Below are 13,677 nucleotides of genomic sequence, written 5' to 3'. Positions count from 1 at the left end.
TTCAGGGCGGTGACTCAGGGCTTGTAACTGGCGAGTAACCATCGAGCAGTGATCAGACTAGGGGCCCTCCGCCTGGTGCGTAAGAGCCTCCGAGCGGCCGATTCATAACGAAACAGGCCCCCGCGCATCCGCGCGGGGGCCTGTTTCGTACACAACGGTGCTACGTGGCTACTTCTTCTTGCCGCCGGACTCGTCGCTGGACAGCACGGCGATGAAGGCCTCCTGCGGGACCTCCACGGAGCCGACCATCTTCATCCGCTTCTTGCCTTCCTTCTGCTTCTCCAGCAGCTTCCGCTTACGGGAGATGTCACCGCCGTAGCACTTGGCGAGGACGTCCTTGCGGATGGCGCGGATGGTCTCGCGGGCGATGACGCGCGAGCCGATGGCCGCCTGGATCGGCACCTCGAAGGCCTGCCGCGGGATGAGCTCGCGCAGCTTGGCGACGAGGCGCACGCCGTAGGCGTAGGCGGCGTCCTTGTGCGTGACGGCGGAGAAGGCGTCGACCTTGTCGCCGTGCAGCAGGATGTCGACCTTGACCAGGCTGGAGGACTGCTCGCCGGTGGGCTCGTAGTCGAGGGAGGCGTAACCGCGCGTCTTGGACTTCAGCTGGTCGAAGAAGTCGAAGACGATCTCCGCGAGGGGGAGGGTGTAGCGGATCTCGACCCGGTCCTCGGAGAGGTAGTCCATGCCGAGCAGGGTGCCGCGGCGCTGCTGGCAGAGCTCCATGATCGCGCCGATGAACTCGGTGGGCGCGAGAACGGTGGCCCGTACGACCGGCTCGAACACGTCCGAGATCTTGCCCTCGGGGAACTCGCTCGGGTTGGTGACGGTGACTTCCTTGCCGTCCTCCATGACCACCCGGTAGACCACGTTGGGCGCGGTCGCGATGAGGTCGAGGCCGAACTCGCGCTCCAGGCGCTCGCGGACCACGTCCAGGTGGAGCAGACCGAGGAAGCCGACGCGGAAGCCGAAGCCGAGCGCCGCCGAGGTCTCCGGCTCGTAGACGAGCGCGGCGTCGTTGAGCTGGAGCTTGTCCAGGGCCTCGCGCAGGTCCGGGTAGTCGGAGCCGTCCAGCGGGTACAGGCCGGAGAAGACCATCGGCTTCGGGTCCTTGTAGCCGCCGAGGGCCTCGGTCGCGCCGTTGTGCAGGCTGGTGATCGTGTCACCGACCTTGGACTGGCGGACGTCCTTCACGCCGGTGATGATGTAGCCCACCTCGCCGACGCCGATGCCGTCGGCCGGGGTCATCTCCGGGGAGGAGACACCGATCTCCAGCAGCTCGTGCGTGGCGCCGGTCGACATCATCCGGATGCGCTCGCGCTTGTTGAGCTGACCGTCGACGACACGGACGTAGGTCACGACGCCGCGGTACGAGTCGTAGACCGAGTCGAAGATCATCGCGCGGGCGGGGGCGTCCTTGACGCCGACCGGGGCCGGGACGGTAGCGACGACCTTGTCGAGCAGCGCGTCGACGCCGAGACCGGTCTTCGCGGAGACGCGCAGCACGTCCTCGGGCTGGCAGCCGACCAGGTTCGCGAGCTCCTCGGCGAACTTCTCCGGCTGGGCGGCCGGCAGGTCGATCTTGTTCAGTACGGGGACGATCGCGAGGTCGTTCTCCATCGCCAGGTACAGGTTGGCGAGGGTCTGGGCCTCGATTCCCTGCGCGGCGTCCACCAGGAGGATGGTGCCCTCGCACGCGGCGAGGGAGCGCGAGACCTCGTAGGTGAAGTCGACGTGCCCGGGGGTGTCGATCATGTTGAGGATGTGGGTGCTGCCCTGGCCCTCGCCCGTGGTGGGCGCCCAGGGCAGCCGGACCGCCTGGGACTTGATCGTGATGCCGCGCTCACGCTCGATGTCCATGCGGTCGAGGTACTGGGCGCGCATCTGCCGCTGGTCGACCACACCGGTGAGCTGGAGCATCCGGTCGGCAAGGGTCGACTTGCCGTGGTCGATGTGCGCGATGATGCAGAAATTGCGGATCAGCGCCGGGTCGGTACGGCTCGGCTCGGGCACGTGGCTGGGGATCGCGGGCACGCAGTGTCCTGATTCTCGGTCGCAGTCGGAAGCGTTTGCGGAGCGTCGGTCGGAGCGAAAGTCCGGCTCCCGTCGCTCTCGGCGGCGCGATGTCGGATCTATACGCAGACTCCCATGGTCCCATGGACGGGGCAGTGCGCTCGGTTTGGGCCGCCCGGAGCGTGCCTGGTAGCCTGGGCAGCTGTGTCTCGTATGCCCTCTCAGCTGTCGGGACACAATCCGAAGATCAAATCTCTGAACCTGAAAAGGCTCTTTCGTGGCGAACATCAAGTCCCAGATCAAGCGGAACAAGACGAACGAGAAGGCGCGCCTGCGCAACAAGGCCGTCAAGTCTTCGCTCAAGACCGCGATCCGCAAGGCCCGCGAGGCCGTCCTCGCCGGTGACGTCGAGAAGGCCACCGTGGCTTCCCGCGCCGCCGCGCGTGCGCTCGACAAGGCTGTCTCGAAGGGTGTCATCCACAAGAACGCCGCCGCCAACAAGAAGTCGGCGCTGGCCACCAAGGTTGCCTCCCTCCAGGGCTGAGCTCTGATGTGATCGCCGGAACGGATCCAGCGGGCCCTCTCTCCCGCTCCTGACCGGCACCCCGCGCCGCACACGAAGCGTTCGCCACGCGGGTGCGGCGCAACCAAAGCAGTGACCGAAGGCCCCGGCCGCCAACCCTTCCCCAGGGTGACGGCCGGGGCCTTCGCGCTACCCGGACGGGCCCGGACAGGTCCGATGCGTCCTAGCGGCGCTGGGGGCGGGCCGCGCGGGCCACCGCGACGACCGCCTTCTCCAGGGCGTATTCGGGGTCGTCGCCGCCGCCCTTGACGCCCGCGTCGGCGGCGGCCACGGCACGCAGGGCGTCCGCGACGCCGTCCGCCGACCAGCCGCGCATCTGCTGGCGGACCCGGTCGATCTTCCAGGGCGGCATGCCCAGGTCCCGGGCGAGGTCGCCCGGGCGGGCTCCGCGCGGGGCGGAGGCAAGCTTGCCGATCGCGCGCACGGCCTGGGCCAGGGCGCTGGTGATCAGGACCGGCGCCACCCCCGTGGACAGGGACCACCGCAGGGCTTCGAGGGCCTCCGCCGCCCGCCCCTCGACCGCCCGGTCGGCGACAGTGAAGCTGGAGGCCTCGGCCCGGCCCGTGTAGTAGCGGCCGACCACGGCCTCGTCGATGGTTCCCTCGACGTCCGCGCACAGCTGCGCCGCCGCGCTCGCCAGTTCCCGCAGGTCGCTGCCGATCGCGTCGACCAGGGTCTGGCACGCCTCCGGGGTCGCGGAGCGGCCAAGGGTGCGGAACTCTCCGCGCACGAAGGAGAGCCGGTCCGCGGGCTTCGTCATCTTCGGGCAGGCGATCTCCCGCGCACCCGCCTTGCGGGCCGCGTCCAGCAGGCCCTTGCCCTTGGCCCCGCCCGCGTGGACGAGCACGAGGATGATCTCCTCGTAGGGCGCGTCGAGGTACGCCTTCACCTCCTTGACCGAGTCCGCGGACAGGTCCTGGGCGCCCCGCACGACCAGGACCTTGCGCTCGGAGAAGAGCGAGGGGCTCGTCAGCTCGGCCAGCGTGCCGGGCTGGAGCTGCTCGGAGGTGAGGTCGCGGACGTCGGTGTCGGCGTCGGCGGCGCGGGCGGCCGCCACCACCTCCCGCACGGCACGGTCGAGGAGCAGGTCCTCCTGCCCCACCGCGAGGGTGAGCGGGGCAAGCGGATCGTCGGTGGAGTTCTTCCTGGTGGCCATCGGCTCCAGCATCCCACGCCGCACCGACAGCCCTCTTCGCCGCGTGCCCGAGAATGGTCGCGTGAACGTGCGACATGTACTCGTCCTGCCCGACCGCGACGCCGCCGAGGAGGTGGCGCAGGAGGCCGTCGACCGCTTCGGCCTCCCCGAAGAGCCGCAGTTGGTCCGCGACGCGCTGGCCGGCGAGGACGACGCCGAGGACGCCCAGTGGCTGGTGGTCGTCGAGGATCCGCGGGAACGGCTCGACACCACCTCGCTGGACGCCCTCGCCGCCGAGTACGAGGGCTGGCTGGAAGCCCCCTAGTACCTGGAGTACCCGAGAGCTCAGGCCTTGTGGACGATCTGCACGTCCAGGGTCACTTCCACGCTCGACCCGATCGCCGCGATCCCGTTCGCCAGCACCGACTGCCAGTTCAAGGTGAAGTCCTCGCGGTGCAGTTCGGTCGTGGCCCGGCAGGCGGCCCGCGGCTCGCCCTCCAGTCCCGTGCCCAGACCCAGGTACTGGGTGTCCAGGGTGACGGAGCGGCTCACCCCGTGGAGGGTGAGGGCGCCCGCGACGGTCCAGCGGCTGCCGCTGCGGTGGATGAACCGTTCGCTGTAGAACTCCAGGGTCGGGTGGCGGGCCGCGTCCAGGAAGTCGCCGGACCTCAGGTGGTCGTCGCGCATCCGCACCCCGGTGTCGATGCTCGCCGCGTCGATGATCACGTGCATGGAGGAGTCCTCCATGCGCTCGGCTATCCGTACCGCGCCGGCGAACGTGTTGAACCGTCCGCCGATCCGGGCGAAGCCGATGTGCCGGGCCGTGAAGACGATGGACGAGTGCGTCGGGTCGAGCTCCCAGTGGCCGGGCTGCGGCAACAGCGGCGGCTCCACGGCGTCGAGGATGATCTCCCCGGTACCGGGTTGCGCCGGGTCCCCCACGAGCGTCGCCCCGTGGAACGGCGCGTACCCCTCGGCGGTGACGGAGAGCCGGTACTCGCCCTCGGGTACGGCCGCCGTGAACCCGCCATACGGGTCTGTCTCGCCGCTGACGATCCGTCGGCCGATCGGGTCGGTCACCTCGAACGCGGCCTGCCGGACGGGCTGGTGGACCGTGTCGAGAACCCGGCAGCTGAGCAGACGTGCCGTCGGTGGCAGTGTCAGTGTCGCGGATGTGTGTGGGCTGGAACTTCCGGCCGTCTCCATCCCCCGTCGGCGACCGAACATGGCTGATGCACCCCCGTGCTGTGTGGCTTTGGACCGCTCTGGCGAAGACGCATTCGATCATGCTGTCGGGTTGTGGGCAAACAGAACGGCCCTGCCCGGTATGGGCGTGTCGGCTCCGCCGTCGGCGGGCCGGAAACGCACGCATCTGCAGGCCACTGCCGGTGACGGCGATCGAGCCGTCGGTGTCGGTGCGCAGTACGGTCGCCCCCATCGCCCGCAGCTGGGCGAGGGTGCCGGGCGCGGGGTGCCCGTAGCGGTTGCCGGCGCCGACCGGGACGAGGGCGAGCCGTGGTCTCACCCGGGCGTACAGCACGGGATCCTGGTGCGCGGAGCCGTGGTGCGCGACCTTGAGTACGTCCACCGGACCCAGTTCCGGATGGTCCCTCAAGAGGCCCTGCTGCGCGGCCGGTTCGAGATCTCCGAGCAGCAGCAGGGTCAGCCCCGCGCCACGCACCAGCAGGGCGACGCTCGCGTCGTTGGGCCCGTCCGGCGGAGCCCCGGCAGCAGGCGGCCAGAGCACCTGCCACTCCAGCGGTCCGGCCCGCCGCCGCTCCCCCGCCACCGCCCGCACGACGGGTACTCCGGCGCCCGCCGCGGTCCGGTGGACGAACTGTGCCTGCCCCGGCGGCTCTTCCAGCGCCGTGGTCTGAATCACACCCACCGACCGGCCCCGCAGCACCCCGGACAGGCCCGCCACGTGATCGGAGTGAAAGTGCGTCAGCAGGAGCATCGGCACCCGGATCACACCCAGGGAACGCAAACAGGCGTCCACCGGGCCGGGATCCGGACCGGTGTCCACGACCACGGCTTCGCCCGGCCCGACCGCGAGCACCGCGGCGTCCCCCTGGCCCACCGCGCACTGCACGTAACTCCAGTCGGGCGGAGGCCAGCCGGAGAGGGTACGGGTGAGCTGCGGCGGCCGCAGTACGGCCAGGAGCAGCAGCACCGCCAGGGCCGAGCAGACCAGGCGCCGCCGCCCGAACCGGGCGCCGAGCACGATGACGGCCAAGGTGGCGGCGGCGAGCAGCAGCCCTCCGGCGAGCCCGCCCGGCCAGGCCAGCTCAGCTCCCGGCAGCCCCGCCCCGCCCCGGGCCACGGCGGCGATCCACCCGGCGGGCACCCCCGCGCACCAGGCGAGCACCTTCGCGGCGGACATCCACAGCGGAGCCACCGCGAGCGCCGCGAAGCCGAGCACCGTCGCCGGACCGGCCGCGAGCTCGGCCAGCAGGTTGCAGGGCACCGCCACCAGGCTGACGCGGGCGGCGAGCACGGCGACCACGGGCGCGCACACCGCCTGCGCGGCCGCGGCGGCTCCGAGCGCCTCGGCGAGCCGGGGCCGCATCCCGCGCCTGGTCAGGGCCTGGCTCCACCGGGGCGCGAGGGTGAGCAGGGCGCCCGTGGCCAGGACGGAGAGCAGGAAGCCGTAGCTGCGGGCCAGCCACGGGTCGTAGAGGACCAGAAGCAGCACGGCGGCCCCCAGGGCCGGGATCAGGGACCTGCGCCGCCCGGTGGCGATGGCCAGCAGGGTCACCGCCCCGCAGGCGGCGGCCCGCAGCACGCTCGGCTCCGGCCGGCACACCACCACGAACGCCAGCGTCAGGCCCGCCCCGCACAGGGCGGTCGCCCGGAGCGAGAGCCCGAGCCGAGGCGCCAACCCGCGCCGCTCGGCCTGCTGCGCGCTGGCCGGGGGCCCGATGAGCAGGAACAGCACCACGGTCAGGTTGGACCCGGACACGGCCAACAGGTGCAGCAGATCGGTGGCCCGGAACGCCTCCTGAAGATCGGTGGTCACCCGGGACGTGTCCCCGACGACCAGCCCCGGCAGCAGGGCCCTGGCATCGGGCGCGAGCCCGTCGGTGGCCTCGCGCAGCCCGGCCCGCAGCCGCCCGGCGAGCCGCTGTGCGGTGTCCGGGCCGCCCGTCACCCCGGGCGGCGTGTCGGCGGCCGGCCGCAGCAGCGCCACCGCCCGCTCCCCACCGCGCGCCGGGGCCAGCCGGGCGACCACCGACACCCGGGTGGAGGGCTGCAGCCGGGCCCAGCCCGGATGCCCGGCCAGCACCCGCACCGGGGTCTCGACCCGCGTCCGCGCCCCGTCCGCCCCGGTCACCAGCGCGTCCAGCACCACCACCGGCGGCCCGCTCCCGCTCCCGGCCACCCGCGGATCGGAGCCGACGGTGAGCTCCACGAGGACGCGGGCATGGTCCCGGGCCAGATCCGCCACCGGCCCGGCCCGCGCCTCGGCCCGCTGGAGCCCCGCCACCCCGGCTCCGGCACAGCCACACAGCAGGGCCGCTGCCAGCGCCGGAGCGGCCCTCCACAGCCGCCCGGGACGCCTGCTCGCCGCCAGGAGCAGCAGCCCCGCCACGGCCAGGCCCACGGCCACCCCGGCGGCGGTCCGGCCGGCGGGCGCGTCCAGCGCGAGGGCGGCCGCCGCCCAGGCGGCCAGGGCCGGTCCCACCAGCCGCAGGTCCACCGCTCCCGAGGCCTCGGGGCGGTTCACGGCCGCACCAGGGTGCGCAGGTCGGCGAAGCGCCGTTCCCCGATGCCGTTGACCTGCCGGAGCTCCTCCACGGAACGGAAGCCACCTCTGGCGGTGCGGAAGTCCACGATGTGCTGGGCCAGCACCGGCCCGACCCCCGGCAGACCGTCCAGCTGCTCGACGGTGGCCGAGCCGAGGCTGAGCGGGCCCTGGCCCGGCCCGCCTCCGCCTCCGCTCCCGCCTGCGACCGCTGGAGGCTGCGCCGGGGCGCCCACCAACACCTGCTCGCCGTCCACCAGCACGCGGGCCCGGTTCAGGCCCGTGGTGTCCGTACCGGGCCGCACTCCCCCTGCGGCGGACAGCGCGTCCTCGACACGCGAACCGGCGGGCAGCCGCCGCACTCCCGGGTCCCGGACCTTGCCGCTGACATCGACGACGATCCGAGCCGCGCCGCCTCCGGAGCCCCCTGCCGGTACCGGTGCCGTGGCCGCGGCCGGTACCGCCCCTTGGGCGACCACGGCGGGCGCGGTCACCGCCCGCGGCCGGGCCGACCAGTAGTGCTGCCCGGCAAAGCCGACCGCGACGACCAGGACCACCCCGACGGCGGCCACCGTGCGCGGCTCCACCCCGCAGCGGGCCTGGAACCACACCGGCAGCCGCTCCCGCAGGGCCAGGCTCCGCGCCGGACCGGAAGCAGCCGGCCCGGCGGCCTCCTCAGGCGGCGCCCCCGACGGAGCCCCGGGATCCGCCTCGGCCGCCGACGACGGCAAGGCCGTCGCCAGTGGCGGTGGCGGTGACGGCGGTGACGGTGACGAGGCCGATAGTGACGGTGACGAGGCCGGTGGTGGCGGCAAGACCACCGGCGGACTGCTGCCGCCCAACAGGGCTTCGGCCCGCCGCAGCACCGCCTCGGGATCCGCGTGCGGAGCCCGGTGGTCACGGCGCACACCACGGCCACCGCGGCGGCGCAGACGGCTGTCGGAGAATCGGGGCCGGCCCGGGCCGCTGGTGGCACCCGGGCGACGGGAGGACAGATGCGAGGTACGCGCTCGAAGAGTCATGCCACGACCGTAGGGGCGAATCCGGAAGCCCGTCCGGAGGGCTCAATTCCGGTGGACAGACACCCCGTTGTGGATATCCAGGCCACTCGTTCAGGTGATCAGCGCGGCGAGTGATCAGCGCGGCGAGACGACCGCGGCCAGCAGCCCCGGCCCGGTGTGCGCGCCGATCACCGCGCCCACCTCGCTGACATGCAATTCGACCAGGCCCGGGATGCGCTCCCGCAGCCGCTGCGCGAGCTTCTCGGCCCGCTCGGGGGCCGCCAGATGGTGCACCGCGACGTCGACGCTGCCCGACCCGGCGCGCTCGACGGCCAGCTCCTCCAGCCGGGCGATGGCCTTGGAGGCCGTACGCACCTTCTCCAGCATCTCGATCCGCCCCCCGTCCAGGGTCAGCAGCGGCTTCACCGCCAGCGCGGAGCCGAGCAGGGCCTGGGCGGCCCCGATCCGGCCGCCGCGGCGGAGGTAGTCGAGGGTGTCGACGTAGAAGTAAGCGGACATGTCCGCCGCGCGCTTCTCGGCGGCGGCCACGGCATCGTCGACGGAACCGCCCGCCTCCGCCACCTCGGCGGCGGCCAGCGCGCAGAAACCGAGGGCCATCGCGACCATGCCGGTGTCCACGACCCGCACGGGCACGGGCGCGGTCCTGGCGGCCACCACGGCGGCGTCGTAGGTACCGGAGAACTCGGCGGACAGGTGCAGGCTGACGATGCCGCCCGCACCGGCGTCCGCGGCCGCCTGGTAGGCCCGGACGAACTCCTCCGGGCTGGGGCGCGAGGTCGTGACCGAGCGGCGCTTCTGAAGGGCCAAGGCAAGGCTGCGCGCCGAGATCTCGGTGCCCTCCTCCAGCGCTTCACCGCCGAGTACCACGGTGAGCGGTACGGAGGTGATTCCGTGCCGCGCCATGGCCGGTTGGGGCAGGTAGGCCGTGGAATCGGTGACGATGGCGACATGGCGGGACATGAGCCGGAGGTTACCGCCAGTCGGGGTGCGACGGCAGCCCGGGCTCCTCGTCGGGCCCGCCGCCGGGCCCCCGGCGGCGTGCCGCGCCCACGACACGCGTCAGGTCGTGCTCTCCGGGCGACGCGTCTTCTGCCACGGGTACGGAGCTGTCGGCGCGGCCGGATTCAGCGCCGCCGGCTGGGGCTCCGCGCCCCGCGTGCCCTCATCCCGAGCCTGCCCCTTGCCCTGGCCCGCCGCCGGACCCGCCGCGGGCCTTGCCTTGTGCGCCGCGTCGAACTCCGCGGCCGCCGCCGTCAGATCGTCCACCGACTCGCGGGACCAGTCCCGCAGCGCCCCGGACTCGACCTCGATCTGCTCCGACAGGGCGGACAGGTCGTCGGCGGCGAACCGCCGGGCGCGGTCGCGCGCGGCCCACCTCAGCGAGTCCGCCGCCTCCGTGATCTTGGCCGTGCGCTCCCGCAGGCCGGGCAGGCCCTCGGCGATCCGCTGCCGGTCCGGCTCCTGCTCCAGCCGCTTCAGCTCGGCGTCCAGCTCGTGCCCGTGCTCGCTCAGCCGCTCGAACAGCCCGATGGACTCCTTCAGCGAGCCGTCCGTCCGGACCCCGGCGTACAGCGCCTCCTGCGTGGCCCGCATCGACGTCCGCAGATCAAGCCGCAGCTGCGCCAGCGCCCCCATGACCCCGACCTGGCCGAGGCTCTTCGCCCTCAGGGTCGTGTCCTCCACCGTCCGGCGGGCCTGCGTGATCGTGCGGTCCACACCGCGCTTGGCCGCCCGCACCACCTTGGTGGTGACATACACGCCCAGGCCCAGGAAGGCGAAAAGCACCATCAGCGCGAAGATGATCAACGCGGCCTCCATGAGTGTCCCTTCCCCAGTCCCCGCAGCTCTTTTTCCGTCCCCTCCACCGTAAACGCCACGGGCAGGCCGGGGGTTCCATTCGAACCCCCAACCTGCCCGTACGGGATGTCCCCCATGCGTGTCCCATCAGGGACGGGTGACGTCAGATGACGATGTTCACCAGCTTCGGGGCGCGCACGATCACCTTGCGGATCTCCGCACCGCCCAGCGCCGCGACCACACCCTCATCGGTGACGGCCAGCTGCTCCAGCTCCGCGTCCGAGATCGTCGGGGGCACCTCCAGGCGCGCCTTGACCTTGCCCTTGACCTGCACCACGCACGTCACGCTCTCGTCCACGACGTACGCCGGGTCAGCGACCGGGAAGTCCTGGTGGACCACCGAGTCGCTGTGGCCCAGGCGGTGCCACAGCTCTTCCGCGATGTGCGGGGCCAGCGGGGCGACCAGCCGCACCAGCGCCTCGGCGACCGGGCGCTCCAGCGGCCGCCCGGCCTTCGTCAGGGCGTTGTTCAGCTCGGTGATCTTCGCGATCGCCGTGTTGAAGCGCAGCCCCGCCATGTCCGAGCCCGCCCCGTCGACGGCCTTGTGCAGCGCGCGCAGCGTGTCCTCGCCGGGCTCCCCGTCCACGACGGTGACCTGTCCGGTCTCCTCATCCACGATGTTGCGCCACAGGCGCTGCAGCAGCCGGTACTGGCCGACCACGGCCCGGGTGTCCCACGGGCGCGAGACGTCCAGCGGACCCATCGCCATCTCGTACAGGCGCAGGGTGTCCGCGCCGTACTCCTCGCAGATCTCGTCTGGCGTGACGGCGTTCTTCAGGGACTTGCCCATCTTGCCCAGCTCGCGCTTGACCGGCTCGCCCTCGAAGAAGAACTTGCCGTCCCGCTCCTCGACCTCCGTCGCGGAGACCGGGAAGCCGCGCTCGTCGCGGTAGACGTACGCCTGGATCATGCCTTGGTTGTACAGCTTGTGGAACGGCTCGACCGAGGAGACGTGCCCCAGGTCGAACAGCACCTTCGACCAGAAGCGGGCGTACAGCAGGTGCAGCACCGCGTGCTCGGCGCCGCCCACGTACAGGTCGACGCCGCCGTGCGGCTGACCCTCGCGCGGGCCCATCCAGTACTGCTCGATCGCCGGGTCGACCAGCGCCTCGGAGTTGTTCGGGTCCAGGTAGCGCAGCTCGTACCAGCAGGAACCGGCCCAGTTCGGCATGGTGTTGGTCTCGCGCCGGTAGCGCTTGACGCCCTCGCCGCGGCCCAGGTCCAGTTCGACCTCGACCCAGTCCGCCTTGCGGGACAGCGGGGTCTCCGGCTTCGAGGTGGCGTCGTCGGGCTCGAAGGTGCGCGGCGAGTAGTCCTCGACCTCCGGCAGCTCCAGCGGCAGCATCGACTCGGGCAGCGGGTGCGCGACGCCGTCCTCGTCGTAGACGATCGGGAAGGGCTCGCCCCAGTAGCGCTGACGGCTGAACAGCCAGTCGCGCAGGCGGAAGTTGACGGTGCCCTCACCGATGCCGCGCTCGGCCAGCCAGGCGGTGATCGCGGCCTTGGCCTCGACGACGCCCAGGCCGTCCAGCGCGATGCCCTCGCCGGTGGAGTTGACCAGCGCGGCGTCGTACGAGACGAACGCGTCGTCCCACTCCGCCGGGTCGGTGCCCCGCCCGTCGCTGGGCTGCACGACGCAGCGCATCGGCAGCTCGAAGGCGCGCGCGAACTCGAAGTCGCGGCTGTCGTGCGCCGGAACGGCCATGATCGCGCCGGTGCCGTAGCCCATCAGCACGTAGTCGGCGATGAAGACCGGGACCTTCGCGCCGCTGACCGGGTTGGTCGCGTACTCACCGGTGAAGACACCGGTCTTGTCCTTGGCCTCGGCCTGGCGCTCGACGTCCGACTTCGAGGCGGCCTGCTTGCGGTACGCGCTGACGGCGTCGGCCGGCGTGGCGTGTCCGCCGGTCCACACGTCGTGCGTGCCCTCGGGCCAGGCGGCCGGGATGAACTTGTCCACCAGCGGGTGCTCGGGCGCCAGCACCATGTAGGTGGCGCCGAACAGGGTGTCCGGGCGGGTGGTGAAGACGGTGACCGCCTGGTCGCCCAGCGGGAAGTCGACGCGCGCGCCCTCGCTGCGGCCGATCCAGTTCCGCTGCTGCAGCTTGATGGCCTCGGGCCAGTCCAGCGCGTCCAGGTCGTCCAGCAGCCGGTCCGCGTACGCGGTGATGCGCATGTTCCACTGGCTCAGCTTGGCCTTGAAGACCGGGAAGTTGCCGCGCTCGGACCGGCCGTCCGCGGTGACCTCCTCGTTGGCCAGTACGGTACCCAGCCCGGGGCACCAGTTGACGGGCGCGTCCGAGGAGTACGCCAGCCGGTACTCGTTCAGTACGTCGGCCCGCTCGCCCGCGGTCAGCTGCGCCCACTCGCGGCCTCCGGGGACCTCGCGGGTGCCGTCCTCGAACTCGGCGACCAGCTCGGCGACCGGCCGGGCCTTCTTCGCGTCCGCGTCGTACCAGGAGTTGTAGATCTGCAGGAAGATCCACTGCGTCCACTTGTAGTAGTCCGGGTCGATCGTCGCGAAGGACCGGCGCTTGTCGTGGCCCAGGCCCAGCCGGCGCAGCTGGAGCTTCATGTTCTCGATGTTCGCCTCGGTCGACACGCGCGGGTGCGTGCCGGTCTGCACGGCGTACTGCTCGGCCGGCAGGCCGAAGGCGTCGAAGCCCAGGGTGTGCAGGACGTTGTGGCCGGTCATCCGCTGGTGGCGGGCGAAGACGTCGGTGGCGATGTACCCGAGCGGGTGGCCGACGTGCAGGCCCGTGCCGGACGGGTACGGGAACATGTCCATGATGAACTTCTTGGGCCGCGCGACCACCGCGGGGTCCCCGGCCAGGTCACCGGTCGGGTTCGGGGCCTCGTACGTGCCCTGCGCGTCCCATACGTCCTGCCAGCGTGCCTCGATGTCGGCGGCCATGGCAGCCGTGTAACGGTGCCCCTCGGCCGCCTCGGGGGCCGGGGTGTTCGTCTCGCTCATGATTTCTGAAGCTCCATCGATCGTCTCTGCCGTCTCTGCCTGCCCAAACGAAAAAACCCCTCGCACAGGAGGGGACGCCGCGCCGATGCCGACCGTCTCGAAGGGTCGGCACTGATCAGCGCGGCTCGGTAAGCAGAAGGCGTACGGCACGCATGGCGTCAGGGTACCGCAGCAGTCCCGGCCGACGCTCGGCCGTTCCGAACGGTGGGCACAACGAGAAGCGGGGGGGGCCCGGCGCGGGGGGGGGGGGGGGCGGGGGGGGGGGGGGGGTCTTTTTGTGGGGCCCACCCCGAGGAGATGAGACGCCCCGCCACACCCGCGGAATAGCCCACCGGCGGGGACGCCCGG

The 13,677-nt window shown here is 72.2% G+C and carries 9 protein-coding genes and 1 pseudogene; 2 read left to right on the top strand and 8 right to left on the bottom strand.

Annotated elements, in window-relative coordinates:
* Positions 1-168 precede the first annotated feature (168 nt).
* Positions 169-2,034, bottom strand: coding sequence for a translation elongation factor 4 (lepA, locus tag ACFYOB_RS18630; RefSeq protein ID WP_388560999.1), 1,866 nt, complete (start codon positions 2,032-2,034; stop codon positions 169-171).
* A 256-nt stretch (positions 2,035-2,290) separates the two neighbouring features.
* Here lepA and rpsT point away from each other — a divergent pair, with 256 nt between their 5' ends.
* Positions 2,291-2,557 carry a 30S ribosomal protein S20 gene (rpsT, locus tag ACFYOB_RS18625; protein WP_030010251.1) on the top strand — a complete coding sequence of 89 codons (267 nt, stop codon included), beginning with the start codon at positions 2,291-2,293 and terminating at the stop codon, positions 2,555-2,557.
* Positions 2,558-2,759: 202 nt separating this feature from the next.
* Here the strand turns inward: rpsT and holA are convergent, their stop codons facing one another.
* Positions 2,760-3,752 carry a DNA polymerase III subunit delta gene (holA, locus tag ACFYOB_RS18620; protein WP_388560916.1) on the bottom strand — a complete coding sequence of 331 codons (993 nt, stop codon included), beginning with the start codon at positions 3,750-3,752 and terminating at the stop codon, positions 2,760-2,762.
* Positions 3,753-3,813: 61 nt separating this feature from the next.
* Between holA and ACFYOB_RS18615 the strand changes: the two genes are divergently transcribed.
* On the top strand, positions 3,814-4,056 hold the full coding sequence (locus tag ACFYOB_RS18615; protein ID WP_328925681.1) for a hypothetical protein: 243 nt from the start codon (positions 3,814-3,816) through the stop codon (positions 4,054-4,056).
* Positions 4,057-4,076: 20 nt separating this feature from the next.
* Here ACFYOB_RS18615 and ACFYOB_RS18610 read toward each other — a convergent pair whose 3' ends face one another.
* From ACFYOB_RS18610 to leuS, 6 genes and pseudogenes are all read right to left on the bottom strand, one after another.
* On the bottom strand, positions 4,077-4,958 hold the full coding sequence (locus ACFYOB_RS18610) for a YceI family protein (RefSeq protein WP_388560915.1): 882 nt from the start codon (positions 4,956-4,958) through the stop codon (positions 4,077-4,079).
* A 385-nt stretch (positions 4,959-5,343) separates the two neighbouring features.
* Positions 5,344-6,750: pseudogene (locus tag ACFYOB_RS18605) on the bottom strand (ComEC/Rec2 family competence protein); the annotation flags it as partial.
* Positions 6,751-7,454: 704 nt separating this feature from the next.
* Complete coding sequence (locus ACFYOB_RS18600) at positions 7,455-8,207, bottom strand: helix-hairpin-helix domain-containing protein (RefSeq protein WP_388560914.1); 753 nt, start codon at positions 8,205-8,207, stop codon at positions 7,455-7,457.
* A gap of 405 nt (positions 8,208-8,612) precedes the next feature.
* Positions 8,613-9,458, bottom strand: coding sequence for a DegV family protein (locus tag ACFYOB_RS18595; RefSeq protein ID WP_388560913.1), 846 nt, complete (start codon positions 9,456-9,458; stop codon positions 8,613-8,615).
* A gap of 99 nt (positions 9,459-9,557) precedes the next feature.
* Complete coding sequence (locus ACFYOB_RS18590; protein ID WP_388560912.1) at positions 9,558-10,316, bottom strand: hypothetical protein; 759 nt, start codon at positions 10,314-10,316, stop codon at positions 9,558-9,560.
* 142 nt (positions 10,317-10,458) lie between these two features.
* On the bottom strand, positions 10,459-13,329 hold the full coding sequence (leuS, locus tag ACFYOB_RS18585; RefSeq protein WP_388560911.1) for a leucine--tRNA ligase: 2,871 nt from the start codon (positions 13,327-13,329) through the stop codon (positions 10,459-10,461).
* Positions 13,330-13,677: the final 348 nt, after the last annotated feature.

The organism is Streptomyces sp. NPDC006463 (assembly GCF_042870715.1).
Lineage (GTDB): Bacteria > Actinomycetota > Actinomycetes > Streptomycetales > Streptomycetaceae > Streptomyces.
Note: the sequence above shows the minus strand (reverse complement) of the source record. Positions and strands in the feature narration are given on the sequence as shown.

Bases quoted from the DNA above. Each gene is read 5' to 3' on its own strand.
- holA (WP_388560916.1), bottom strand. From the start codon at position 3,752: ATGGCCACCAGGAAGAACTCCACCGACGATCCGCTTGCCCCGCTCACC.
- ACFYOB_RS18610 (WP_388560915.1), bottom strand. From the start codon at position 4,958: ATGTTCGGTCGCCGACGGGGGATGGAGACGGCCGGAAGTTCCAGCCCA.
- ACFYOB_RS18595 (WP_388560913.1), bottom strand. From the start codon at position 9,458: ATGTCCCGCCATGTCGCCATCGTCACCGATTCCACGGCCTACCTGCCC.
- ACFYOB_RS18590 (WP_388560912.1), bottom strand. From the start codon at position 10,316: ATGGAGGCCGCGTTGATCATCTTCGCGCTGATGGTGCTTTTCGCCTTC.
- leuS (WP_388560911.1), bottom strand. From the start codon at position 13,329: ATGAGCGAGACGAACACCCCGGCCCCCGAGGCGGCCGAGGGGCACCGT.